General features: G+C 63.3%; 25 protein-coding genes. All 25 read left to right on the top strand.

The genetic code is table 11. The features are described 5' to 3' along the window. Positions 1 to 7 precede the first annotated feature (7 nt). The 25 genes from ACTIF6_RS12625 to ACTIF6_RS12505 all read left to right on the top strand — a co-directional run bounded on the left by ACTIF6_RS12625 (position 8) and on the right by ACTIF6_RS12505 (position 25,210). A complete protein-coding gene (locus ACTIF6_RS12625) occupies positions 8 to 1,219 on the top strand; it encodes a CaiB/BaiF CoA transferase family protein (RefSeq protein WP_439588338.1) in 1,212 nt (403 codons plus the stop codon). Beyond that, positions 1,216 to 1,980: an enoyl-CoA hydratase/isomerase family protein gene (locus tag ACTIF6_RS12620; protein WP_439588337.1), complete on the top strand. Its 765-nt coding sequence runs from the start codon at positions 1,216 to 1,218 to the stop codon at positions 1,978 to 1,980. Before ACTIF6_RS12625 ends, ACTIF6_RS12620 begins: the two co-directional genes overlap by 4 nt. A gap of 48 nt (positions 1,981 to 2,028) precedes the next feature. Then, positions 2,029 to 3,837 carry an acyclic terpene utilization AtuA family protein gene (locus ACTIF6_RS12615; protein ID WP_439588336.1) on the top strand — a complete coding sequence of 603 codons (1,809 nt, stop codon included), beginning with the start codon at positions 2,029 to 2,031 and terminating at the stop codon, positions 3,835 to 3,837. A 31-nt stretch (positions 3,838 to 3,868) separates the two neighbouring features. Next, positions 3,869 to 4,867 carry a TRAP transporter substrate-binding protein DctP gene (dctP, locus tag ACTIF6_RS12610; protein WP_439588335.1) on the top strand — a complete coding sequence of 333 codons (999 nt, stop codon included), beginning with the start codon at positions 3,869 to 3,871 and terminating at the stop codon, positions 4,865 to 4,867. 1 nt (position 4,868) lies between these two features. Beyond that, the gene (locus ACTIF6_RS12605; RefSeq protein ID WP_439588334.1) at positions 4,869 to 5,450 is read left to right on the top strand and encodes a TRAP transporter small permease; all 582 of its coding nucleotides are present in this window, start codon (positions 4,869 to 4,871) and stop codon (positions 5,448 to 5,450) included. Next, complete coding sequence (locus tag ACTIF6_RS12600) at positions 5,447 to 6,748, top strand: TRAP transporter large permease (protein ID WP_439588333.1); 1,302 nt, start codon at positions 5,447 to 5,449, stop codon at positions 6,746 to 6,748. Before ACTIF6_RS12605 ends, ACTIF6_RS12600 begins: the two co-directional genes overlap by 4 nt. Before the next feature lie 19 nt (positions 6,749 to 6,767). Beyond that, positions 6,768 to 7,697, top strand: a complete 930-nt coding sequence (locus ACTIF6_RS12595; protein WP_439588332.1) for an SMP-30/gluconolactonase/LRE family protein — start codon at positions 6,768 to 6,770, stop codon at positions 7,695 to 7,697. A gap of 43 nt (positions 7,698 to 7,740) precedes the next feature. After that, a complete protein-coding gene (locus ACTIF6_RS12590) occupies positions 7,741 to 8,646 on the top strand; it encodes a phytanoyl-CoA dioxygenase family protein (protein ID WP_439588331.1) in 906 nt (301 codons plus the stop codon). A gap of 10 nt (positions 8,647 to 8,656) precedes the next feature. Further along, positions 8,657 to 9,436: an SDR family NAD(P)-dependent oxidoreductase gene (locus ACTIF6_RS12585; RefSeq protein WP_439588330.1), complete on the top strand. Its 780-nt coding sequence runs from the start codon at positions 8,657 to 8,659 to the stop codon at positions 9,434 to 9,436. Next, positions 9,433 to 10,224 (top strand): HpcH/HpaI aldolase family protein, encoded by a 792-nt coding sequence (locus tag ACTIF6_RS12580; protein WP_439588329.1) that lies wholly within the window; start codon positions 9,433 to 9,435, stop codon positions 10,222 to 10,224. Before ACTIF6_RS12585 ends, ACTIF6_RS12580 begins: the two co-directional genes overlap by 4 nt. Positions 10,225 to 10,604: 380 nt before the next feature. Beyond that, entirely contained in the window at positions 10,605 to 11,312 is a 708-nt protein-coding gene (locus ACTIF6_RS12575; protein ID WP_439588328.1) for a TetR/AcrR family transcriptional regulator, read from the top strand. A 166-nt stretch (positions 11,313 to 11,478) separates the two neighbouring features. After that, on the top strand, positions 11,479 to 11,889 hold the full coding sequence (locus tag ACTIF6_RS12570; RefSeq protein ID WP_439588327.1) for an FAS1-like dehydratase domain-containing protein: 411 nt from the start codon (positions 11,479 to 11,481) through the stop codon (positions 11,887 to 11,889). After that, positions 11,886 to 12,272 (top strand): MaoC family dehydratase, encoded by a 387-nt coding sequence (locus ACTIF6_RS12565; protein WP_439588326.1) that lies wholly within the window; start codon positions 11,886 to 11,888, stop codon positions 12,270 to 12,272. Before ACTIF6_RS12570 ends, ACTIF6_RS12565 begins: the two co-directional genes overlap by 4 nt. Further along, the gene (locus tag ACTIF6_RS12560; protein WP_439588325.1) at positions 12,269 to 13,456 is read left to right on the top strand and encodes a thiolase family protein; all 1,188 of its coding nucleotides are present in this window, start codon (positions 12,269 to 12,271) and stop codon (positions 13,454 to 13,456) included. Before ACTIF6_RS12565 ends, ACTIF6_RS12560 begins: the two co-directional genes overlap by 4 nt. An 8-nt stretch (positions 13,457 to 13,464) precedes the next feature. After that, positions 13,465 to 14,940 carry an aldehyde dehydrogenase family protein gene (locus ACTIF6_RS12555; protein ID WP_439588324.1) on the top strand — a complete coding sequence of 492 codons (1,476 nt, stop codon included), beginning with the start codon at positions 13,465 to 13,467 and terminating at the stop codon, positions 14,938 to 14,940. 52 nt (positions 14,941 to 14,992) lie between these two features. Next, the gene (locus ACTIF6_RS12550; protein WP_439588323.1) at positions 14,993 to 15,778 is read left to right on the top strand and encodes a Phenylacetic acid catabolic protein; all 786 of its coding nucleotides are present in this window, start codon (positions 14,993 to 14,995) and stop codon (positions 15,776 to 15,778) included. A gap of 53 nt (positions 15,779 to 15,831) precedes the next feature. After that, positions 15,832 to 16,848 carry a 2Fe-2S iron-sulfur cluster-binding protein gene (locus ACTIF6_RS12545; RefSeq protein ID WP_439588322.1) on the top strand — a complete coding sequence of 339 codons (1,017 nt, stop codon included), beginning with the start codon at positions 15,832 to 15,834 and terminating at the stop codon, positions 16,846 to 16,848. 83 nt (positions 16,849 to 16,931) lie between these two features. Beyond that, positions 16,932 to 17,798: an alpha/beta fold hydrolase gene (locus tag ACTIF6_RS12540; protein ID WP_439588321.1), complete on the top strand. Its 867-nt coding sequence runs from the start codon at positions 16,932 to 16,934 to the stop codon at positions 17,796 to 17,798. Between the two features lie 58 nt (positions 17,799 to 17,856). Next, complete coding sequence (locus tag ACTIF6_RS12535) at positions 17,857 to 19,455, top strand: benzoate-CoA ligase family protein (protein WP_439588320.1); 1,599 nt, start codon at positions 17,857 to 17,859, stop codon at positions 19,453 to 19,455. Between the two features lie 3 nt (positions 19,456 to 19,458). After that, a complete protein-coding gene (locus ACTIF6_RS12530; protein WP_439588319.1) occupies positions 19,459 to 20,544 on the top strand; it encodes an MBL fold metallo-hydrolase in 1,086 nt (361 codons plus the stop codon). 32 nt (positions 20,545 to 20,576) lie between these two features. After that, on the top strand, positions 20,577 to 21,773 hold the full coding sequence (locus ACTIF6_RS12525; RefSeq protein WP_439588318.1) for an ABC transporter substrate-binding protein: 1,197 nt from the start codon (positions 20,577 to 20,579) through the stop codon (positions 21,771 to 21,773). 90 nt (positions 21,774 to 21,863) lie between these two features. Next, positions 21,864 to 22,727: a branched-chain amino acid ABC transporter permease gene (locus ACTIF6_RS12520; protein ID WP_439588317.1), complete on the top strand. Its 864-nt coding sequence runs from the start codon at positions 21,864 to 21,866 to the stop codon at positions 22,725 to 22,727. Next, positions 22,724 to 23,737, top strand: coding sequence for a branched-chain amino acid ABC transporter permease (locus ACTIF6_RS12515; RefSeq protein WP_439588316.1), 1,014 nt, complete (start codon positions 22,724 to 22,726; stop codon positions 23,735 to 23,737). The genes ACTIF6_RS12520 and ACTIF6_RS12515 overlap by 4 nt, the downstream gene beginning before the upstream one ends. Beyond that, on the top strand, positions 23,730 to 24,482 hold the full coding sequence (locus ACTIF6_RS12510; protein ID WP_439588315.1) for an ABC transporter ATP-binding protein: 753 nt from the start codon (positions 23,730 to 23,732) through the stop codon (positions 24,480 to 24,482). The genes ACTIF6_RS12515 and ACTIF6_RS12510 overlap by 8 nt, the downstream gene beginning before the upstream one ends. Further along, positions 24,479 to 25,210, top strand: a complete 732-nt coding sequence (locus ACTIF6_RS12505) for an ABC transporter ATP-binding protein (protein ID WP_439588314.1) — start codon at positions 24,479 to 24,481, stop codon at positions 25,208 to 25,210. The genes ACTIF6_RS12510 and ACTIF6_RS12505 overlap by 4 nt, the downstream gene beginning before the upstream one ends. Positions 25,211 to 25,228: the final 18 nt, after the last annotated feature.

The raw sequence follows: 25,228 nt of genomic DNA, 5'->3' as shown, positions 1-25,228 counted from the left end.
TGATTCAATGACCGAGAAATTTGCGCACGGGCCGCTGACGGGCGTCAAGCTGCTGGATCTGACGGGCGTGATCATGGGCCCGTTCGGAACGCACATCCTCGCCGACCTCGGTGCCGACGTGATCAAGGTCGAGAGCCCGGAAGGCGATGTGTTGCGGAACTACCGGCCGCTGCGAACCCATGGCATGTCCGGGCAGGTGATGCACCTGCACCGCAACAAGCGCAGCATCGTGCTGGACCTGAAAAGTCCCGAAGGCGCTGATGCGCTGCGCACTTTGATTTCACAGGCCGACGTGTTGGTGCACAACATGCGGCCAAAGGCCATCGAACGCCTGGGCTTCGGCTACGCCGCCGTACAAAAGCTCAATCCGCAACTGATCTATTGCGGTGCCTATGGTTTCGGCGTCGGCGGCGTGTACTCGGACAAGGCCGCGTACGACGACATGATCCAGGCCTGCTGCGGCCTGGCCGATCTTGCGGGACAGATCCACGGCGAACCGGCGTATGCCGCCACCGTGGTCTGCGACAAGCTGGCGGGCCAGGCCATCGCCTACGCCGTGAGCGCTGCACTCTACCAACGTGCCATGGGCGGTGGCGGCCAGGAAGTGGAGGTCCCGATGTTCGAGACCTCGATCGAATTCATGCTGATTGAGCACTTTGGCGGCGGCGCCTTCGTCCCCCCCATTGGCGGCATCGGCTTTCACCGCGTGCTCAACCGGTTCCGAAAACCCTTCCGCACGCTGGACGGCCATGTGTGCATCCTGCCGTATTCCGACCGCAACTGGGACGACTTCTTCGACTTCACGGGCCATCAGGACTTCAAAGGCGATCCGCGCTACCGCACCCATGCGGACCGCGCTCAGCAAGTCGAAGTCCTCTACACGCTGATCGAGCGTGAGGCGGCCAGGCGCACCACCAGCGAGTGGGTCGATTTCTGCGATGGGGTGAGCATTCCCTGCATGCCGGTGCTCAGCCTGAACCGCATGCATGAGGATCCGCATGTGAAATCCGTCGGCCTCTTTGAAGTGGGGGAGCACCCCACCGAGGGCAGCTACCGTGTGGTGCGGGCACCGGTGCGTTTTGGAAAGGCACCTTTCCAGGTGCGCCGCCATGCGCCGCGGCTGGGGGAAAACACGCGCGAGGTATTGGCAGAGGCTGGTCTGACGGCGGAGCAGATCGATCAACTGCAAGGTGCGCAAGGCGCGGCGGTGACACCATGAGCGATGCCGTCCTCTACGACGTGCGCGGGCAGGTGGTGGTGATCACCATGAATCGGCCTGACCAGCGCAACGCCATCAATGAGGCCATGCGCAGTGGCCTTTTCGATGCGTGGCGGCGCTTCGAAGCCGATCCCGAGGCCCGGGTGGCCATTCTGACCGCGGCGGGTGACAAGGCGTTCTGTGCCGGCATGGACCTGAAGGAGGCGCGCGAGCGTTCGCTGGGTGTGCCGCCGCCTGGCTACTTTCCCATTCCTGGCGACACCGTTCCCGTCAGCAAGCCCACGATCGCGGCCGTCAACGGCGTGGCCATGGCCGGAGGTTGGTGGTTCGCCCAGGCTTGTGACCTGTGCGTGGCGGCCGAGGGTGTGAAATTCGCCATCTCGGAGGTCAAGGTGGGGCGTGGTGCGCCGTGGGCGTGGCCGCTGGCTCACATGCTGCCCCAACGCGTGATGGCCGAGATTCTCATGACCGGCCGAGCCTTCAGCGCCGAACGCCTGCACGAGCTGGGGTTTGTCAACCAGGTGGTGCCCGGGCCTCAGCTGATGGATGCGGCACTGGCACTGGCCAACGAGATCGCAGCCAACGCGCCGCTGAGTGTGAAGGCCTGCCGTGCCATGGTCCGCATGTCGACCGAAATGACCAGCGCACAGGCTGCGCGCGCGGCCACGGATCTGTTCGAGCCGGTCTATCGCAGCGCCGATGCCCTGGAAGGGCCGCGTGCCTTTGCGGAAAAGCGCGCCCCGCGATGGACAGGCGCCTGAGCTTCCCACCCTTCTTTTTCTGGAAAACGTTTACGAAGATCGCCACACATGACTGAAAAAACCATTCGCATCGGTGGGGGCTCCGGGTTCTGGGGCGACAGCGCCGAAGGGCCGCGCCAGCTCGTCACCCAGGGCAACATCCAGTACCTGGCGCTGGACTATCTGGCCGAAGTGACGATGTCCATCATGGCCCGCGCGCGGTCCAGGAAATCCGAGCTCGGCTATGCCACCGACTTCGTCAATGAGGTGGTGGGACCGCTGGCCTCCGAACTCAAGAGCCGTGGCGTCAAGGTGGTTTGCAACGCCGGTGGGGTCAACCCGCATGCCTGCTGCGACGCGATCGAGGCAGAGTTGAAACGCCGCGGTGTGGCGTTGCGTGTCGCTGCGGTGGTGGGCGACGATGCCATGCCATTCCTGGACGATCTGCGCAACAAGGGCGTGGTGGAAATGACGACCGGCCAGCCCATTCCCCCCCTGCTGACGGCCAGCGCCTACCTGGGTGCTTTCCCGATTGCCCAGGCCCTGGCAGAAGGCGCAGACATCGTGGTGACCGGCCGTTGCGCCGACAGCGCCCTTGCGGTCGGCCCGTTGATCCATGAGTTCGGCTGGACCGCACAGGACCTGGATGCCCTGGCCGGTGGCACGCTGGCCGGCCACGTGATTGAATGCGGCCCCCAGAGCACTGGCGGCTTCTTCACCGACTGGCGTGAAGTGGCGGACTCCTGGGCCAACATCGGCTTTCCGATTGCCGAATGCCGCAGCGACGGCTCGTTCCAGGTCACCAAGCCCCCTGGCACGGGTGGTCTGGTCAGTGTCGCCACGGTGGCCGAGCAGATCACCTACGAAACAGGTGACCCGGCCAACTACATCCTGCCCGACGTCGTGTGCGATCTCACCCAGGTGCAACTGCGCCAGGTGGACGCGCAGACCGTGGACGTCACGAACATCAAGGGCAAGCCCCCAACGCCCTACTACAAGGTCAGCGGCACATGGCAGGACGGCTACCGCGCATTGGCCACCCTGTTGATCAAGGGCCGCGAGGCCGTGCCCAAGGCGCGCGCGGTCGGCGCAGCCATCCTCCAGCGCACGTCGAACATCTTCGAGCGCGAAGGCCTGGGCGCATACGCCGAGACTTCCGTGGAGTTGTTGGGCGCGGAGGAATCGTATGCCGACGCACCGCCCGAGGCCGGCCGCCGAGAGGTGGTGCTGAAAGTGGCGGTGCGCCACCCTCAGGCTCGCGCGCTGGAGATCTTCTCCAAGGAAATCTATCCCGCTTCCACGGGTACGGTGCAGGGCGTTGCCGGCGTGTTCGGCGGCCGGCCGAAAGTGCAACCCATGGTCCGGCTGTTTTCCTTCCTCGTGCCCAAGGCGCTGCACCAGGTGCAGATCCACTTCGAGGGCCGGACCCTGGACGTGCCAGCGGCGTGGGTGCCCGCGCCATCATCCCCCGCACCTGCCACCACCAAGCCTGCGGGCCGTCCCGCGGAAACGCCTGCGGGTCCGCGCGTGAGCGTGCCACTGGTGGCACTGGCTTTTGCTCGCAGCGGCGACAAGGGAGACATCTCCAACATCTCCGTCATCGCGCGCCGCCCAGAGTTCTTTCCCGAACTGGAGCGCCAATTGACGGAAGCTTCCGTGGCCGAGCACATGCGAAAGCTGGTCAAAGGCAAGGTGGAACGCTTCGACTGGCCGGGCGTGCATGGTTTCAACTTCCTGCTGCATGAGGCCCTGGGCGGCGGTGGCGTGGCATCGCTGCGCTACGACCCGCAGGGCAAGGCCCACGGCCAGATGCTGCTGGAACAGCAGATAGAAATTCCGCAGGCGTGGGTCGCCAACGGATGGGTAAGCAGCGTGTGATCAACTTCTTTTGAAGAACAGGAGACAAGACATGAACGGATGGAAGACGACATCGAAAACCCTCATGGCCACATTCGCCGTGGCGGTGGGCGCGGTTTTGCCTCAGCTTGCCGCCGCGCAGGCCTGGAACCTCTACACCTACATGAGCGTGCCCGCCAACTCGGCAGCGCAAGCCAACATGAAGCTGTCCGAGGAAATGGCCAGGTTCACGAACAACGAGCTGAAGATCCGCGTACACCTGGGAGGCACGCTGCAAATCAACGCCGCCAACATCGGCGCCGCGGTGGCCGACAACGTGGTGCAGATGGGCGACGACGCTTTCATGGCTGGCGCCATGCCCATTGGGGATCTGCTGCGCCTGCCGCTCATGATCCGCGATGAATCCGATCTGCAGAAGGCACTGGCCGTGATGACACCGTACATCGAGCGCGGTTACGACAAGCGCGGCATCGTCATGCTGGGCACCTACGTGTGGCCGCAGCAAACCTTCTGGTCGCGCAAGAAGATCGCCTCCCTGGCGGACGTGCGAGGCCAGAAGCTGCGCACACCCAGCCCCGAGCTGGGCGAACTCACCAGGCGCCTGGGCGGCGTGTCCATCACCATGGGGACCGCGGAGGTCTCCACGGCACTGGAACGCGGTGTCGTCGACGGCTCGCTCACCGCAAGCTCGGGCGGAGCCTACATGTGGAAAGACCAGCTCAAGTACAACTACCAGCTCCCCACGGGCCACATCAACGGCCACATCATCGCCAACAAGGCCGAGTTCATGAAACTCAAGCCCGAGGTTCAGACCGCGATGAAGCAGAAGGCGACGGAAATTTCCGAGAACCTGTCCAGGCAATTTTTGCTGGACGAAAAAGAGCGGGCGGTGACCATGGCCAAGGACGGCATGGTGTTCGTGGTGCCCACCGCCGCAGAGGTCAGCGAGGCCGAGGCGGCGATCAAACCCTACTGGGACCAGTGGGCCAAGTCCAAAGGACCAGAAGCGGTTGAAGCCCTGGCCAAGGTACGTGCAGCGCTGGGACGTTGACATGGAGCGACCCCCGCTTGAGGCCGTTCCAGCGGCCAGCGCCTCCCCTGGGGCGGCGCAAGACATCGGCCATCTGGCGCCGTCGGTGCCCGCCAGCTGGGTGGAGACCACCCTGCTTCGCGCCAGCGAACTGGCCTTGTGGTCGATGATGGTTCTGACGTTTTCCGAGGTCGTGGCGCGCACGCTCTTCCACCACTCCTTCGGCCTGGCCGACGAGATCGGCGGCTACCTGCTGATCGCCCTGACCTTTCTCAGCCTGGCTGCCTGCCACGTGCACAAGGTGTTCCATCAGGTCGAATTCATTCAGGCGCGCTTGTCTCTGCGCGATCGGATTCGCAGCACGATCGCTTTCGACCTGCTCTGCCTTTTCTGCACCGGTGTTCTGCTGTGGCAGATGTCGCGCCTGGTTGGCAACAGCTGGCGCTCCGGGGAGATGTCGCAAAACGGCCTGGATATCGAACTGTGGATCCCGCAGAGCGTGGTCGTCATCGGACTTGCCGGGCTCGCCTGGTCGCTGCTGCGCACCTTGCGCTTTGGCTGGCGTTGGCTGCGCGGACCCGTCCAGCCGGAGGTCAAGCCATGAGCCCCGAATGGCAGATCATCGTCGTCTTCGCGCTGTTCCTGGCCTTGCTGGCGGTGGGCGTTTCCATTCCTTTCGCCATCGCCGCGCCTGGCATCGTCTACCTGATGATGCTGGGGGGACTGGACGCGCTCAAGGGACTCGGGCTGGTGTCATGGGGAAGCATGAACAGCTTCATCCTCACCGCCATTCCCTTGTTCCTGCTGATGGCCGAGTTGATGCAGGAAAGTGGCATGACTTTACGGGTTTACCGAGGCCTGTCCAGACTCGTCTCGCGTGTTCCTGGCGGCCTGCTGCAAACCAACATTGCAGGTTGCGCACTGTTCGGTGCCATGAGCAGTTCCAGCGTTGCTACTGCATCGTCCATCGGCAGTGTTGCGCTGCCACAGCTGATCCAGCGGGGCTACGACCGGCCTCTGGCCGCTGGCTCGCTGGCCGCTGGCGGCACCCTGGGCATCCTGCTGCCACCCAGCCTGGTGATGATCATCTACGCCTCGTTCACCGAGACCTCTGTGTCACAACTGTTCATGGCAGGTGTGGTGCCAGGCTTGCTGCTCACAGCCATGTTCATGGCCTACATCGCCGTGCGCGCCATCACCAAACCCGAGATTGCACCCGTGGAACAGGGCGTGCTCGACGCGCGAGAACTCTGGACCGCCCTGGTGGACATTTTTCCGGTGGTGATCCTCATATTGCTGACCATGGGATCGCTCTACGCAGGCATCGTCACGCCCACCGAGGCCGCCGCACTGGGATGCGTTCTGGTGCTCGTCCTGGCAGCGTTCATGAAGCAGCTCAGCTGGAAGGTGATCCGTGCAGCGACCACGCGCACCGCCAAGGCCTCGGGCAACATCCTGTTCATCGTGTTTGCCGCCTACGTCTTTTCCTACGCGATCAGCGTAGGCGGCGTGGGCGAACACTTCACGGCGTTCCTGGTGGATCTCAATCTCTCGCGGCTTGAGTTCTTCCTGGCCTTGTTCGTGCTCTACACGGTGATGGGATGTCTGGTCGAGGGCCTGGGCATGATCGTCATCACCGTGCCCCTGCTCTACCCGGTGCTTCAGAGCTACGGCGTGGACCCGGTCTGGTTTGGCATCGTGCTGGTGCTGTTCATTGAACTGGGGGCCATCTCCCCGCCCATCGGCATCAACCTGTTTGTCATCCAGAGCATCTGGGACGGCAAATTCATCGATGTGGTCATGGGCACCATCCCCTTCCACATCCTGATGTTTGTCCTGTTGGGCATGCTGGTGATGTGGCCCGAGATCGCCCTCTGGCTGCCCCAGCAGATGCTCAGGTAGTTCCCAAGGAGACATCATTTTGTTTGCTGTTCCGAAAAACGTCGCCACCGAGGTCTTCGCGCGCGTACCCGATCACTTGCGCAAGACGGGCCAGGTGTGCGAGTTCAACAACGTGCAGTTTTCCGGCCACCAGGCCGACTGCTTTCTCGAAGGACCGTCCTTCGACCGCGCGGGCAATCTCTACTGCGTGGACATTCCCTGGGGACGCGTCTTCCGCGTGACGTCGCAAGGCGACTTCAGCACGGTCGTCGAGTACGACGGATGGCCCAACGGTCTGAAATTCGCACCCGATGGACGCGCGTTCGTGGCCGACTATCGCCACGGCATCATGGTGCTTGACGTCTCCACAGGCCGCATCGAGCCGTGGTGCACGCACTACCGGCTGGAGCGCTTCAAGGGCGTCAACGACCTGGTATTCGCCTCCAATGGCGACCTGTACTTCACGGACCAGGGCCAGTCCGGCCTGCACGATCCTTCGGGCCGGGTGTTCCGCATCCGCCATGGAAGCCAGGACCCGGAGTTGCTGTTGGGCGGCATTCCCAGCCCCAATGGCCTGGTGATGAACCTGGACGAGACGCGCCTTTTTGTGGCAGTGACCCGCGCCAACGCCATCTGGCGCCTGCCACTGGTGGGCAACGGTGTCAGCAAGGTTGGCGTCTTCATCCAGATGTCAGGCGGCCACGCGGGTCCGGATGGCCTGGCGCTGGATACCCGCGGACAACTCGCGGTGGCACACGCCGGCATGGGCGCCGTATGGATCTTCAGCGAAATGGGCGAACCGCTGTACCGGGTGAATTCCTGTGCCGGACACCTGACGACCAATGTGGCCTTCGGCGGTCCCGACGGACGCCACCTGTACATCACCGAGTCGCAAACCGGCACCATCCTCCGTGCAGAAGTTGAAACGCCCGGACGGCCCATGTATTCGCACACTCCCCTGCCGTCCTGATCGCTGCGGCAGCATTCTTTCGCCACCCATCCAGGAGCGCATCATGAAGGAATCTGACGTCACGGCGTTTGCCTGCAAAGTACTCAGCTCTGAGCAACGCAGGTCTTTCTTCGAGCAGGGCTACGCCATCCTGCCCGCCTATGTGCCGCCCGCCTGGCTCAAGCGCCTGCGAACTGCGATGATCGAACTGATCGAAGAAAGCCGCCACGTGACGCGCTCCGACGGCACCTTCGTGCTGGACGCCAACCACAGCGCGGAGCACCCGCGCCTGCATCGCATCGCCAACCCGCAAGCCCGTCATCCGGCGTTCTGGGAATTCTTCAACGATCCTCTGATGACCGACCTCGCGGCGGATGTGGTGGGCCCCGATGTGAAGTTCCACCATGCCAAGCTGAACGTGAAGTCCGAAAAGGGCAGTGGCGGCTTCAAGTGGCATCAGGACATTCCAGCCTGGCCGCACACCGACTTCAGCCCCGTGACCATTGGCATCTATCTGGAAGACTGCGGCCTGGAGCAAGGGCCGCTGGCTTTCATCCCCGGCAGCAACCGCGGTGCGCTGCACCCCATGTACGACGAAAAAGGCACCTTCACCGGCATCGACACCAACGCGCTCGATGGGCCACCGCCATCGTCCGTGGTGCTGGCCGCCGGCGTGGCAGGCAGCACCGTGCTGGTGAACTGTCGCGTTGTGCACGGTTCAGCAGCCAATGAATCCGACCATCCGCGCCCCTTGCTGTTGCCGGTGTATTCGTCGGCCGACTCCTTTCCCTACACGCCCAATCCTGTGCCCAACGAACAGTGTGGCGAGATCGTGCGTGGTGAGGCGGCGAAATTCGCCAGCTTTGACACCTCGCCCTGCATCCTGCCGCCGGATTTCCGCCGCACGAGCTCGGCGCCCTGGGCGGTGAAGCTGGAGCGCAATGTTCCCGGCTCCATACAGGCCATGTGAGGCGGTCACCATGAGCACATCATTGAAACGGTTGCAGGGTCGTGTGGCGCTGGTGACCGGGGGCGCCGCAGGCATAGGCGCTGCCGCGGTCCGGCAGTGGGTGGAGGAAGGCGCGCGCGTGACCTTCACCGACCTCAACCGCGATGCCGGCGAAGCCTTGGCTCGAGATCTGGGCGATGCCTGCCGATTTGTGCAGGGCAACCACACCGCAGAAGCCGACAACCAGGCCGCAGTGGATGCCACATTGCAGGCCTTCGGCCAGCTCGACATCCTCTACAACAACGCCGGCACGATCGCGCAAGGCGGCATCGGCGACATGAAGGCCATGCGCATCGAGGAGGTGCTTCGCGTCAATCTGTTGGGCCCCTTCCTCATGGTGCAGGCAGCGTTGCCGGCACTGCGCGCAAGGGCCCGGGTGCGGCAATGCGCCATCCTGTTTACCGCCTCTGTGCAATCGCTGATCGCGCGGCCCGGCTACACCGCCTATGGCGCCAGCAAGCACGGCATCGGCGGCCTGGTTGGCAGTCTGGCATTGGAACTGGCGCCGGAAAACATCCGCGTGAATGCGGTGTGCCCAGGTCCGGTGGACACGCGCTTGTTCCGCGATGGCACGCGCCACATCGCCAGCGACCCCGCCGAGGTCGCCAGCAAGTACATGGCGGGGGTGCCCATGGGCCGTTTTGTCGAACCTCAGGAAGTTGCGCAGGCCGCCTCTTTCCTGGTCAGCGACCAGGCCAGCGCCATCACCGGTGCGATGCTTCCGGTCGACGGTGGCATCACGGCGCGATGAATGCCTCGCCTCTCGATCTCAAAGCCCTGGCAGCGGCTCGGCCCTTCCTTCTGGGTGGGTTCGTGTTTTCGTCCGACACCAACATCCCGGCCATCTACGCGAAGGCGGGCTACGACTTTGTGGTGCTCGACATGGAGCATTGCCTGAATGGCCTGCCCGGCATACAAGCCCATTTGCGCTCGTGCGCTGCGGCCGGCATTGCGGCGCTGGTGCGCGTGGGCGCGAGCCATCTGGCCGACGTGCCGCGCCTGTTGGACGGCGGTGCGCAGGGCATATGTTTCCCGCACCTGGGCCTTGCTGGCTCGGGCGTGGCGGAAGCGCTCGCCTCCATGCGCTATGCACCGCAGGGCACACGGCCCACTTGCACGGGCGTGGCGGCTGCGGGTTTCGGCCTTGACCCTTTTCCCACGTATGCCCAACGCGCCAACGCATCGCTGCTGTCGCTGGGGCTGGTGGAAGACCGTGAGATCGTGGAAGACATCGACCACGTGCTTGACACCAGTCCAGTGGACTGGGTGATGGCCGGACCCGCGGACCTCGCCACTTCGTACGGGCTGCCTGGTGAACTGAAACATCCCACGGTCTTGCGTGCCATGGAGGCCACACTGCGCGCAGCTCGGCATCGCCACATCGCAACAGGTGCCTACATCCATGGCATGGACGAGCTGCCAGCTGGCATCGATGCAGGCCACCGATTCTTCATCCACGCCATCGACTACAAGATTCTCGGAAAATCCCTGCAAGCGTCTGCTGCCGCCTTTCAAGAGCAGGTTGCCAGGCACTCGTGACTCGGCCGTGGAAGTGGGTTGATCGCTGGCGACTCAAGAAAAAGCGCCGCGCGGGAACGGCGAGCCAGCGCCGCATGCATCCACCAGGGTTCATGCAGCTTATCGGCTGGGCTCACTCCATTTTTCCAAGATGAAAAAAGTGTGAACGGGCCCTGGTTTCCTGCGAGGCATCTGCGCGCAAAGCGAGTTATAAGGACATCCAACGCGGTACGACCGTCTCCTGCCTCCTCTTGCCAGCCAGAGGCGCTGCCCACATCCCATCCGGCCACCCACCTCGCCTCAGAATACATTGACGCATTGCAAGCAAGCTTCTTCTAATTTTTTTACATTTGTATAAAAATATCTCAGGCCAACGCAATCCGCCATCTCCCAGATTCTCTATGAGCACAACGTCGCGCCCCTCCACTCGAACCCGCAAAAAGCAGATCGCCGACACCCCGCCGGCAGGCGACATTCCTCCATCGAAGCCACGCAAGTCCGACCTGCGACGAGAATCCATTCTCCGCACTGCCACCGAGCTTTTCGACCGCAAGGGCTACACCAACACCTCATTGGACGACGTGGCGCAAGCCATCGGGATCAAGCGCGAAGCCTTGTACTACTACTATCGCAGCCGTGCCGAAATCCTGCTCGCCATCATCGGCCCCCAAGCCGAAGGGCTTATAGAAGGCATGAAGGCAGTGATGGCAACCGATGCTCCCGCGCTCGAACAGCTTCGCGCCGCGATCCACAATCACCTGAAACGCTTCGACCGGCACTGCCTGGAAATGACCATCAGCCTGCGCGATGGCATCACCAGCGGCGGCGAGGTCGGCGCTGCAATGCAGCGCATCTGGAAGGAGTACGAGCGTTTGTGGACAGCCCTGATCGAAGCCGGGCAGCAAAAGGGAGAGCTGGCCCTGGCTGGCGAGCCGAAGATGGTCGCCTTTGGCATTCTGGGCATGTGCAACTGGCTCGCTCGCTGGTACAACCCACGCAAGTCGGCATCCATCGACGAGATCATCGACACCTACTTCGGCATGCTCAGCATGGGTCTCGAGCCCCGGAACGCGAAGTCATCGACGGCTTCAAAGCGCACAAGACGTTGAGCACATGTCGGCCTGAAACGCGAGCGCTCCACCGCCAGGTGCGCGCTCCACGGGATCGCTTCAATCCCCGGCGGTTTCTAGAATAATTTTACGATCGAGTAAAAAACGCTTGACCTTTCTCTCTTGATTTTTTACGATGTCGTAAATAAATCAAGGAGAAACCACGGTGATCTCAAAGCAACATGAGGGTCGAAGCTACCCTCCCTATCGACTGACGCCAGACCGTCAGGTCGGCCGCGAATACTGGAAGGCGCTGGGCCTCGACGAGGCCCCAGCCGAAGTACCGCTGACCTATCTCATCTTTCTCCGCGGCGAGAAGCTCGGTGTCGACCTGTTCCGAGATCTCGACATCCCTCGCCATCAGGCCCTGCACGGCGGCCAGCGCTATGAGTGGTTCCAGCCTGTCGGCTGGAACGATGCTCTCGACGTCAGCGTGCGCATAGAGCGGGTCACGGAAAAAGCCAGCAGGTCCGGCGTGCTGTGGTTCGCTGACGTGGTCTACGACTATCGGCGCGCTGACAGTGGCGAGCTGGCCGTGCGGGAAACCACGCGCCTGATCAAACGGAGCGCGTCATGAAGCCGGGTGACGTTGTGTTCGATGTCGAGGTGCCGGGGTCGTCGCGCGAGACGATCGCGCTGTTTTCCGCGGCCACCGAAGATCCGAATCCCATTCATGTTGACGACGCCTTCGCCCATCGCTGCGGCTTTCCTCAGGTGATCCAGCAAGGACCGATGACGACGGCGCAGTTCGCCCGGCTGCTGGTCGGTGTGTTCGGCAGCACGCGGCTGAGGAACCTGGATGTGTCCTTCAGCGCCCCCGTGTTTCCACTCGAGCCGCTGCAACTGATCGCGACCGTCGCCGATGTGGCCAGCCCCGATGTGCTTCGCATCGATCTGGTCGCACGAAAGACCGATGGCACGGTGACGGCACGCGGCACCGCGGAGGTTACCCCATCATGACGGGTGGCACGCGCGAGACAGTGCTGTTGGCAGGCGGTGAGGTTGGTCCTTTCGGCCGCTTCATCGACACGACTCTCGAAGCGCTGACGCGTCCGGTGATCCATGCCGCCTTGCAAGATGCGGGCGTGCAGCACCAGGACTTGCAGGCGGCCTTCGTCGGGAACGGATTGGGAGGCCTCATCCAGGGACAAGAGACGATGCTGGGCCAGGTCCTCCTGGCAGATGCCGGCATCGATTCGATCCCCGTTCACAACATCAAGAACGCCTGTTCGAGCGGGTCCGACGCTGTGTCGCTCGCCTGGAGCGCGATTGCCTATGGTCAATACGACTGCGTGCTGGTGCTGGGCGCAGAGAAGATGACTCACAGCGATCGCAGTCGGGCAATGAGCGCGCTGGCGAGCGCCTCTGATCGCCGGCCGACCAGTCCGGAGCGCTCGGTGTTCATGGATCTCAACGCCGAGCGCGCCCTGCGCTACATGGCCGAACACAAGGCGAAGGCGTTCCATTTTGCGATGACCGCCGCCAAGAATCGGCGCCACGCGGGGCTGAATCCGAAAGCGGCAGAACGCCAACCGATCAGCGTGGATGAAATCCTTGCCGATCGTGTCGTGGTGACGCCGCTGACGCGATCGATGTGCGGCGGCATCTGCGATGGCGCAGCGGCTCTCGTGCTTGTCAGTGGGCCCTTTGCGCGCCGACATGGACTCAGCGGACCGGTGATCGCCGCGTCGGCCGTCGTGGGGGGCATGCCACAGCGCGGAGCAGGTGCCGATGCGATGGCGCCGAACGCCACTGCCCGTGCCGCTTCCCTCGCCTTCGAGACGGCGGGCATCGGGCCTGGCGATGTGTCGCTGGCCGAGGTACATGACCCGACTGCGCCGCAGGAACTGCTCGACATCGAAGACATCGGCCTCATCGGCCGCGGTGAAGCTGTCGACTACGTGGAACGCGGCGACACCTCACTCGGCGGACGCCTGCCTGTCAACGTTTCAGGCGGCCTGGCGAGCCGAGGCCACCCGGTCGGGGCCACTGGCGTTGCCCAGCTGGTCGAGGTCGGCCGTCAACTCATGCAACGCGCGGGCGCCGCCCAGGTCGACGGCGCCCGGGTAGGACTCGCTCAGATGGCTGGAGGGTTGCTGGGCAACGACTCGGCCGTCGCCACCGTTCACATTCTTCATCGCTAGGAAAGTCCATGGAATTCAGCATTCGCCCGCACTACGACCTCTTCATCGATGGCGTGCGGACATCCGCTCACTCGAGCGAAACGCTCGAGTGCATCAGCCCACTCACGCAAGAGAGCCTGTTCCGCTTTCCTGACGCGGATGCCGAAGACGTCGACCGCGCCGTCAAGGCCGCACAGCGCGCTTTCGTGACCTGGGCGCAGGTTCCGGCACGCAAGCGCCAGGCATTGCTGGACGCCTGCGCGGATGCCCTGGTCGCCAACGTCGATCGCCTTGCCTGGCTGGAGACCACCAACTGCGGGAAGCCCTTCCGAGAGAGCCATGCCAACGTGCTGGTGGCGGCAGAGCGGTTGCGCTACTACGCTGGCGCCTGCCGCGTCCTCGAAGGCACGCTGCTGCCGGTGACGCGCGACATCACGAGCTACGGCCAGCGCACGCCGCTGGGCGTGGTCGGCATCATCGGCGCCTGGAACTTCCCGCTCAACATGTTCATCGGCAAGATCGCTCCGGCGATCGCGACAGGCAACACCGTTGTCTACAAGCCGGCGGATAGCACGCCCCTCACCACACTGGAAAGTGCCGAGTTGCTGGCCGCGATCCTTCCCGCCGGCGTCGTGAACGTCGTGACCGGGCGCGGGACATCGACCGGAGCAGCGCTGGTCGCGCACCCGGGCGTGCGCAAGATCTCGGTGACTGGATCGACGGCGACGGGCCGTCGCGTGATGGAGGGTGCGAGCTCGACACTCAAGCGCCTGACCCTGGAACTGGGCGGCAAGAACGCCCAGATCGTCTACCCCGACGCCGACCTGGACCGCGCGGCGCAGGCCATTGCGCTGGGTGCGTTCCTCAACCAGGGCCAGGTCTGCACGGCGGGCAGCCGCATTCTGGCGCACAGCAGCATCGCCGCCGGGTTGAAGGACCGTCTGCGTGACTTGATTGCCCGCCTGCGCATCGGCGATCCCTTCGACAGCACCAGCCAGATGGGAACGCTCGCTTCGAAGGTGCATTTCGACCGGGTGCACGACTATGTCGAGCTCGCACGGCAAGAGGGCGGAAAGCTGGTTGCGGCCGAACGCCAGGTGCGCGTGGAGAAGTACCCAAGAGGCCTTTTCATGGCGCCGATGCTGTTCGAGAACCTCGACCCGGCCGGGCGCGTGCAACGCGAAGAGATCTTTGGCCCGGTTGCCACCTTCTCGGAGTGGAGCGACGAGCGCGCCATGCTCGACGAGGTCAACGGCGTCGAGCAGGGCCTGGCCGCTGGCGTCTGGACGCGCGACCTGGCCCAGGCCCATGCCGCAGCGCAGGCCATAGAGAGTGGCCGCGTCTGGGTCAATTGCTACAACCTCTTTCCCTCGGGCGCCGCCTTCGGTGGTTCCAAGGCCAGCGGCTTCGGGCGCGAGGACGCGTTCGAAACGATGTTCGACTTCACCGAGGTCAAGAACGTCATCGTTGACGCTGGCACCACGTGGCGCAATTTCTACGACTGAGCGGTCGCGCACGGTCGATCACACCCACCAACTCCCTGCTCACAAAGGATTCATGATGCAAGCCATTGCTTCCCCCAACCCCAGTCAGGCACCCGCAGGTGCTGCCCAGACCGATGCCGTCCAGGCCTTCTGGTCCGGAGACCCCGAGTATCGCGAGCTGCTGCTCAACCTCATCAACATCCACGTCGTCAGCGAGTTGTACGGCGGCGACTGCTTCGAACGCAGCATCCTGCGCGCACCAACACCCGAGTTCAAGCTGCGGATGGCGCGCACCGTGATGGAGGAATACGGCCATCACTTGCGCTACCGCAAACTGATGGACGACCTCGGGCTCGACTGGCAGGAATACGCCCGCAAGAAAGGCCACCTCTCGACTTTCGACACGCCGATGGAATCATGGGCCGACCAGGCCGTGTTCCTGGCGATCGTTGACCGTGCGGCAGCACATCAGTTCCGGCACTTCGTGCAATGCAGATACGAACCCTTTCGCATCGCGGCGCAGGAAACCCTCAAGGAAGAATACGGCCACGTCGGTCTCGGCATGGACGCCGTGAAGCACCTGCTCCAGAGCGAAGAGGGGCGCGCCGAGGTCGAGGCCGCCGTGCGCAAATGGCTGCCGGTGGGCCTGCAATCCTTCGGAGGTGACAACTCGCCGAAGAACGAGCGCTACCGGCACTGGGGCATCAAGCAGGACACCAACGAGAACATGCGCGCGATCTACTGGCAGCAGGTGCGCGCCTTCATCACCGGTGATTGGGGCATCCCACTGCCGGAGGACTTCCGGGAAATCTGGTCACCCTCGGGAGACGACCAGGACGACACCGATCGCGCCTACTGAGCAAGGTGATCCCGAACACGGACGACACGACTTGCAAGGCAATGGAGCAGCGCATGTTTTCTCTGGCAATTGAAGGCACAGACCAGGTGGTGGCAGCACGCAAGGAGGAGTCCCTTCTGGATGCGTGCCTGACACAGGGTGTTCCTCTGCCCTACAACTGCCGGTCTGGCGAGTGTGGCGAATGCCTGGCTCGCCTCGTCAATGGAAAGGTGCGCGAACTGCCCGGCGCAGATCCGGCCATCTACAGTGACGAGATGCGTCGTGATGGGCTGATCCTCACGTGCATGTGCTATCCCGAAACGGACATCGTCGTCAACGTCCCGCTGCGCGCCACCAGCCAGCCGCAGATTCAGCACTTCGATGCGGTGATCGAGCGAGTCACCTGGTTTGGCGAGCGCACTGCGCAAGTGACCATGCGGTGTCCCACGCCGATCGATTTCCGGAGTGGGCAGTACTTCGAGTGGTTTGCCCCCGGGACGTCGAGTGCGCGATCCTACTCAGCCTCCAATCTGCCAGGCAGCACCCAGCTCGAGTTTCTCGTGCGCATCTACCCTGGCGGCAAGGTGAGTTCACTGTTGCAACGGCACGAGCTGGCGGCCGGAGACATCGTGAGTCTGCGGGGTCCTTTTGGAAGCTACGTGTTCAACCCCGACGATCCCGGTTCGGCCATTTTTGTGGCCGGTGGCACCGGCCTCGCACCCATCAAGTCCATCGTGGAATCCGCGCTCGCGAGCGAAACCTCGCGCCAACTGATCCTCTTCTATGGCGCTCGCAACAAGCAGGAACTGGGCTGTGCTGAAAAGCTGCAGCAATGGGCGGGGCAATACCCGCAACTGCAATTCATTCCGGTGCTGTCGGAAGAACCCGAGAACTCGGACTGGACGGGTCGGCGCGGCACGGTCGTGGACGCCATGAAGAGCGAGCTGGGCGAGCAGTTCGGCGCCCAGGCCTATCTTTGTGGTCCTCCGCCGATGGTCGATCTGGCCACGGCGGTCCTGGAGCGCAGCGGGCTCTCTCCGGCGGACATTTATTGCGACAAGTTCGTGCCTGCCCTGTCCTCCGAGGTGTGAACATGAGCCCAGCCTTGTCGGTTCCAGACCTCATGAATGCACAACCGGAACACACGACAGACATCGGTGAGCCGTTGTCTGTCGTGGCCAGCGACGGCACGCTTCTGGCCGCGCGGGTCTTCCCGAACGCTCAGGCGAAATACCGCCTGGTGATCAGCCACGGCAATGGCCTGGCCGTGTTTGGCTACCGCGTCTTCTGGGAAGCATTGCGAGCCGAGTTCGAGATCATCGCTTTTGACTTTCGTGGTCACGGCATGAGTCAACCCGGTGCGGCAGAGCAGCACCACTGGCCACAACTCGTGACGGACCTGGAGAGCCTGTGGAGCACGCTGGAACAGCGCCGCGGAAAGCACCAAACCGTCGGCGTCTTTCACTCGATGAGTGCCGTGACGAGCCTGCTGCAGGCTCATCGATACGGCCGTCGCTGGGACGCCCTCGTGCTGTTCGACCCACCCGTTCCGCCTCCTCCGGGTCACCCGCTGGATGCACGGCATCTGATGGAGGTGCAGGCATTGGCCCAGAAAGCCCGCCATCGCCGGCCGTCGTACGAAAGCCCTGAGGATCTGGCCGAACGCTTTGGCCGCAGCTCGCTGTTTGGTGCCTGGCGCGATTCCGCCCCCCTCGACATGGCGCGCGCCTCATTGCATCACGATCTCACCAGCGGCGCCTGGGTGTTGAACTGCGCACCGGAGCGCGAGGCGCACATCTATCAGACCAATCTCAGCCGTTTCGCCTGGGATGCCGTGGCCGGACCGCCCTGCCCCGTTCATCTGATCTCCTCAGACCCCTGTCTCTCCACAGCGCAGGTACCGAGTTTCGCATCGTTGAGCCTCCATCAGGAAACGGCTGTGAGCTACGAAGCCATTTCAGGAACCGGCCATTTCCTGCAGCTGGAGCAACCCGAGCCATGCCGGGACGCGCTTCGAAGATTTCTTGCGACCTTGCCGTGAGACCTGTGCTGACGAAAGAGCACGAACCGCAACAACCCACGAAGGATATGGAGACCCCATGAATGCAGTCATAGAACAGGAAAGGCTCGAAACGGGCCTGAAGGGCAACGTTGTCGACTATCTTTTCGAATTGCGCATGGCGCCTGAAGAAGCACAGCGGCCCTACCTCATCACGCGCGACGGAAACTTCTCTTTCGGCGATGTCTACCGACGCGCCTGCCAGGTTGGACGGTTGCTGCAGTCACACGGCATCGGACCGGGCGACCGGGTGATGTTCAGCGTGCTGGATGGACTCGACTTCGTCGCGACCTTCCTCGGCGCCATGAAGATTGGAGCGGTCAGCCTCCCGATCAACACATTTCTCCAGGCCTCGGACTACGCCTACTACGTCAGGGACAGCGGAGCGCGGGCGCTCATCGTCGACCAGTCACTCGTCGCGCGCATCGACGAGATCCGGCACGCCAACGATTTTCCCAACCTTCTCTTTGTCGCCAACGGCGATGCAGAGGGATATCGAAGTTTCGGACCTGCCGTCGATGCGATGCCCACGACGCTCGAGACCTGCCCGCGAAGCCCGGCCGAGGCCGCATTCTGGCTCTACAGCTCCGGCAGCACCGGTGCCCCAAAGGGAGTGGTGCACACGCACGAGCACATCTACTGGGCCACGGAACTCTTTGCAGTGGGCACGCTCGGCCTGGCGCGGTCCGATCTGATTCTTTGCCCGCCCAAGATGTTCTTCGCTTACGGACTGGGCAACCAGGTGTACTTTCCCCTGCGCGTGGGCGCAGCGATCGTCGTCGAACCAGACGCCATCAAGCCACAGGTGGTGCTTGACCATCTTGTTTCCCGGCAACCCACGGTGCTGATGGCCGTGCCCACCTTGTATGCCGGCATGCTGGAGCTGATGCGCACGATGAACCAGGATGCCGTGAAGGCCGCTTGCAGTCGTCTGCGTTACTGCATCAGCGGGGGCGAGTTGCTGCCACCCGCGCTCTACCGGCAATGGCTCGAGTTCACCGGCAAAGAGATCATGGATGGGGTCGGCACCACCGAGCTGACCCACATGTACATGATCAACCTGCCGGGCTCGGTCGTTCCAGGCAGTTGCGGAAGGCTGGTGAAGGGCTATGAGGCGCAATGCCTCGACGACCAACGCCAGGCCCTGCCCATCGGTGAGATCGGCAACCTGTTTGTCAAAGGACCCACCGCTGCCCAGACCTACTGGAACAAGCCGGAAAAGACGTTGGCCACGATGTGGGACGGGGGCGTGCTGACGGGCGACAAGTGCTACCAGGACGCGCAAGGCAACTTTTTCTATGTCGGCCGCATCGACGACATGCTTCGCGTTGGCGGTGTCTGGGTGTCTCCTGGCGAGATCGAATCCGTCCTCGCGGAGCACGAAAGCGTTTTCGAATGCGCCGTCATCGGGGTGCCGGACGAGCGTCAGATGATCAAGCCCAAGGCCTATGTCGTGCTGCGCAGCGGCTACGTGCCGGACGGGGCGTTGCAGGATTCGATTCGCCAATTGCTGCGCTCGAAACTGGCGCACATCAAGTGCCCGCGCTGGATCGAGTTCGTGCCTGACCTGCCGAAGACGGCGACAGGAAAGATCCAGCGCTTCCGGCTGCGTGCCGCCGATCAACCTGGCGCCACCTGACTCATGCAGGCACTCACCTATCCGTTCGATCGCCCGCCGGAGAATGCGCGGGCGATGGAGGTCGCGCCGGGCGTGCACTGGATTCGCATGCCATTGCCCTATGCGTTGAATCACATCAATCTCTGGGCCATCAGCGATGGCGCAGGATGGGCGCTTGTGGACACCGGCGTGCGCTCCCCCGAGACGGCGCAGGCATGGCGCGACGTGTTCGCCAGCGCCGGCGAGGCCCACGCCCTGACCCGCGTCCTGGTGACCCACATGCACCCCGACCACGTTGGCATGGCCGGCTGGCTGACCCGCAAGTTCCAGGTGCGTCTCTGGATGACACGCCTGGAGTACCTTTCCTGCCGAGTCACTGTTTCCGACACGGGTCGAGAAGCACCGATCGATGCGACGGCGTTCTACCGCCGAGCCGGCTGGGGCGAAGCCGCCATCGAAACCTACCGCGCGCGCTTCGGGGATTTCGGCAAGCACATCCATGCGCTGCCCGACAGCTACCGGCGGCTGGAGGATGGTGAGGAACTGAAGATTGGCGATCACAGCTGGCGTGTGATCGTTGGCAGCGGTCACTCGCCCGAGCACGCCTGCTTCTATTGCCGGGAACTCAAGCTCCTGATATCGGGCGACCAGGTGTTGCCCAGGATCTCATCGAATGTGTCGGTCTATCCCCTTGAGCCCGACTCGAATCCGATGGCCGACTGGTACCGCTCATTGAGAAAGATTCGGCGAGAGGTGCCCGATGACGTGCTGGTCCTGCCTGCGCACAACGAGTGCTTTCGGGGACTGCACGCGCGCATCGATGCGCTGCTGGCCGCCCAGGACCAGGCGCTTGAGCGGCTCAAACAACTTTTGAGAGAGCCCATGCGTGCGGTGGATGTGTTCGGAGCGCTGTTTTCCCGGCCGATCCCCCACAACGATGGAGCGTTGCTGGGTCTGGCCACTGGCGAAAGCATCGCCTGCCTGAATTTTTTGCTTCATCAGAAAGTCGTTGCGTGTTCTGACGATGCCAACGGCGTCGCCTGGTATCGGTTGATGGATACCGCGCCCAGTCCGGAGGGAGTGTGTTGCGCCCCCTTCTATTTTTCCTGACCCATGCTCATTTCTACAAAGGAGACCTTCCCATGACCGCCCCTTCCCCCTCCCGTCGCACCGTCCTCACTCGCAGTGCTGCCGTCCTTGGCGCCGCTTCCACAGGCATCTTGCTGCCCGCCCTCGTCCGCGCCCAAACCGGCAGTACACGTGTCGGCTTCATGCTGCCGTACACCGGCACCTTTGCACAGCTCGGCGTGGCCATTGAAAACGGCTTCCGTCTGGCGATCAACGAACAGGGCGGCAAACTCGGCGGCCGCGAGATCGAATACTTCAAGGTCGATGACGAGTCGGACCCCTCGAAAGGCATCGAGAACGCCAACAAGCTGGTGCAGCGTGACAGGGTCGATGTGCTGGTCGGCACGGTGCATTCCGGCGTCCAGCTGGGCATTCAACGCGTGGCGCGAAGCACCGGGGTGCTGAACCTGATTCCCAACGCGGGTGTGCATGCCGCCACACGCAACCTCTGCGCGCCCAATGTGTTCCGCGCTTCCTTCAGCAACGCCCAATCTGCGCTTGCCCTGGGGCCTGCCATGGTGGAAAGAGGCCACAAGAGGGTGGTGTGGATCACCTGGAAGTATGCGGGGGGCGACGAAATCTTCGAGGGGTTCAAGGAAGGACTGGCCAAGGCGGGCGGCACCATCGTCAAGGAACTGGGCCTGCCCTTTCCCCAAGTCGAATTCCAGGCACTTCTCACCGAGATCGCGGCCATCAAGCCGGACGCAGTCGCCTGTTTCTTTGCGGGCGGTGGAGCCGCCAAGTTCATTCGGGACTATGCGGCCGCAGGTCTGAAGGACAAGATTCCCTTGTACGGCGCAGGCTTCCTGACGGAAGGTGTGCTGGATGCCGCTGGACCTGCCGCCGACGGCATCATCACCACCATGCACTACAGCGACGTGCTGCCCACCCAGCGCAACAAGCAGTTTCGCCTGGCTTATGCCCAGGCTTTCAAGATGCAGCCGGATGTCTATGCCATGCAAGGCTACGACACGGGGCTGCTGCTGATCCGGGGAGCCAACGCCGTCAAAGGCGACCTCGGCAACAAGCAAGCCCTGTACAAAGCCCTGGAAACCGCAGAGATCGACAGCCCTCGCGGCAAATGGACCATGAGCCGCTCGCACAACCCGGTGCAGGACATCTATCTGCGCAGAGTCGAGAACAAGGAAAACAAGGTGATCGGCATTGCCGCCAAGGCGCTGGCCGACTCCGGTGCCGGTTGCACGATGTGACCTGACCATCTGCTGCGCGCGGTCAACGCACGAAGGTGCGGGCCGCGCCCTGGCCAGAGAAGAACCCGTCATTCATTTCATTCAAGCACCTTGGACTTCGCCAACTTCCTCATTCAGTTGCTCAACAGCGTCCAATACGGGTTGCTGCTGTTCATGCTGGCCGCCGGCCTGACGCTGATTTTCGGCATCATGGGTGTCGTCAACCTGGCGCATGGCAGCTTCTACATGCTGGGTGCGTACCTGGCCTGGTGGCTCAGCAGCCTGACCGGCAGCTTCACGCTGGCGATCATCGGCGGCGCCGTGCTGGCGGTCGCTTTCGGCCTGGCGCTGGAGCGGCTGCTGTTTCGCCACTTCTACCACCGCGACCACCTGGATCAGGTGCTGCTCACCTTCGGCCTCATCTACATCTTCGAGGAACTGCGCTCCATCCTCTGGGGTGACGACGTGCATGGCGTGGCGATTCCCGAGGCACTCGCCGCCTCGGTGCCACTGACGGGCATTCTTTCCTACCCGGTCTACCGGCTCTTCATGTCGGGCGCATGCATTGCGCTGGCGGTGGGCCTCTACCTGTTCATCTCGCGAACCAGGCTCGGCATGAAGATCCGGGCGGGTGCCTTCAACCGCGAGATGGCCGAATCACTGGGCATCAACATCAACCTGATCCACGCCGTGGTGTTTGCACTCGGCGTGGGCCTTGCCGCCACCGCCGGCATGATCGCCTCGCCCATCGCCAGCGTCTATCCCAACATGGGATCGCAAGTGCTCATCATGTGCTTTGTGGTCGTGGTCATCGGAGGCATCGGTTCGGTGCGCGGCGCCCTGATCGCGGCCCTGCTCGTCGGCTTTGTCGACACCTTCGGAAAAGTGCTGTTGCCCTCCGTGGCCGGCATGCTGGTCTACATGCTGATGGCGGCCGTTTTGCTCTGGAAACCAGAAGGCCTGTTCAAACAATGAGTTCGACAAAATCCCATCTCGAAATCCTGCCGCGTGGCGTGCAGGTTGCACTGGGCCTGGGCCTGATGGCCCTGGTTGCCCTCCCCTTCGTCGGCTCCGACTTCTACGCCCAGATGGTCACGCGGATGATGATCATGGCCATTTTTGCCATGAGCCTGGATCTGCTGCAAGGTGTGACCGGACTGGTCTCGCTGGGCCATGCGGCCTTCTTCGGACTGGCAGGCTATGCCATGGCGTTTCTGACGCCTGAGGGAGAACCCATCAGTCTGTGGTGGTCGCTGCCTGTGGCAGTTCTGGCTTCCGGGGCCGCCGCGCTCGTCATCGGATTCTTTGTCGTGCGCACCCATGGCATCTATTTCATCATGGTCACCATGGCATTCGCGCAGATGGTGTTCTACCTGTTCTTCGACAACAAGGCCCTGGGCGGCTCCGACGGCCTCTACGTCAATTTCAGGCCCGACACGGCCATCCTTGGCTGGAAGCCCTTTGACCTCGACATGACGGGGACGCTGTACTACTTCACACTGGGCGTGATGCTGCTGGTGTATGCGTTCCTGCGCCGTCTGCTCTGGAGTCCTTTCGGCCGAGCGCTGGCGGGCATCCGCGTCAACGAGCACCGCATGCGCGCCATGGGCTACGGCACCTTCGGCTACAAGCTCTCGGCCTTCACGCTGGCGGGTGCCCTCGCGGGACTGGCGGGATACCTGTGGGGCACGCAGACCGGTTACATCAATCCCGAGCTCATGGGATTTCACATGAGCGCACACGCCATCATGATGGTGATTCTGGGCGGCACGGGCAATTTCGCCGGCGCCATCGTCGGGGCATTTGCGTTCGAATACCTGCTGCACGTCTTCAAGGACCTGCCCTCCATCGGCGGTGTCCGCTTCGGCAAACACTGGCAGCTCTGGATGGGCCTGTTCATCGTGCTGATGGTGTCGTTTGCACCGCGCGGGATTCTGGGCCTGGTACAGAAGTGGACGCGGCACGGGGAGGCAGACCGTGGCTGAAGCCCTTCTCAGCGCAAGCCGGCTCACCAAGAAGTTCGGGGGACTCGCGGCGGTCGACGCGGTCTCCATCGATCTCTGGCGCAACCACATCCACGCGGTCATTGGCCCCAACGGCGCGGGAAAGTCCACGCTGACCAACCTGCTTTCCGGCGACCTTCTCCCCACCTCGGGCAGCGTCAGGCTCGGCGCCACCGATGTCACCGGCTGGGCACCCGAAAGAATCTCTCGCCAGGGGTTGGGTCGCAGCTACCAGAAAACCAACATCTTCCTGCCCTTCAGCGTCCTGGAAAACGTGCGCCTGGCCGCGCAATCGCGCCAGCCTCACGCCGCGCGCTGGCTCCGACGCGCCGACACGCTGGCCAACATCCAGGCACGCGCTGAAGAGGCGCTGGAGATGACCGGCCTGCAGGCACGGAAGCACTGCATCGCCGGCACCATCAGCCACGGCGAGCAGCGCCAGCTGGAGATTGCCATGACCCTCGCCACCTCCCCGCAGGTGCTGTTGCTCGACGAGCCACTGGCCGGCATGGGCGTTGCCGAGGCCGAGCGCATGGTCGCCCTGCTCCTGAACATCAAGAAGGGGCACGGCATCCTGCTGGTGGAACACGACATGGACGCCGTCTTCACACTGGCCGACCAACTGACCGTGATGGTCAACGGCCAGATCATCGCCAGCGGTACGCCCGCCCAGGTTCGCGCCGATGCGGGCGTACAAGCCGCCTACCTTGGCGAGGAACATGCATGAGCAGCCTTCAACCGTCGAGCGACCTCCCGATGGTCGCGCAGAACATCCACACCTACTACGGCGCCAGCCACGTGCTGCGCGGCATCGACTTTCATATCGCCCGCGGCGAGACCATTGGCCTCATGGGGCGCAACGGCATGGGCAAGAGCACGCTGCTCAAAAGCATCATGGGCATCGTCAAGCCGCGCTCCGGCAGTGTGTCGATTGCGGGACGGCCGATGACGGGCCGATCGCCCTACGCGATCGCACGCCTGGGCATTGCCTACGTACCCGAGGGGCGCGGCATCTTCGGCAACCTGAGCGTGCGTGAGAACCTGGTGATGTCGGCGCGCGCCGGCAACCAGGGGCAGCGCGACTGGACCTTCGAGCGCGTGCTGGAGATCTTTCCGCGCCTGGCCGAGCGCCTGAACCACGGCGGGCAGCAACTCAGCGGCGGCGAACAGCAGATGCTCACCATCGGCCGCGCGCTCATGACCAACCCCGACGTGCTGATCCTGGACGAAGCCACGGAAGGCCTTGCCCCGCTGATCGCCCGCGAAATCTGGCGCATCTGCGGCCTGATCCGCGAGAGCGGCATCAGCAGCGTGATCGTCGACAAGAACTGGAAGCACGTCACCCAGATCACCGACCGCAACGTGATCCTGGTCAAGGGCCAGGTGGTGTTTCACGGCAGTTCGGCCGAACTGCATGCACAGCCTGAAATACTGCAACAGCACCTGGGCATCTGAACATGACCGCCAGGCCCG

It is taken from the genome of Hydrogenophaga sp. (assembly GCF_051860785.1).
Classification (GTDB): Bacteria; Pseudomonadota; Gammaproteobacteria; order Burkholderiales; family Burkholderiaceae_C; genus Hydrogenophaga.
This window is presented reverse-complemented; position numbering and strand designations above follow the sequence as displayed.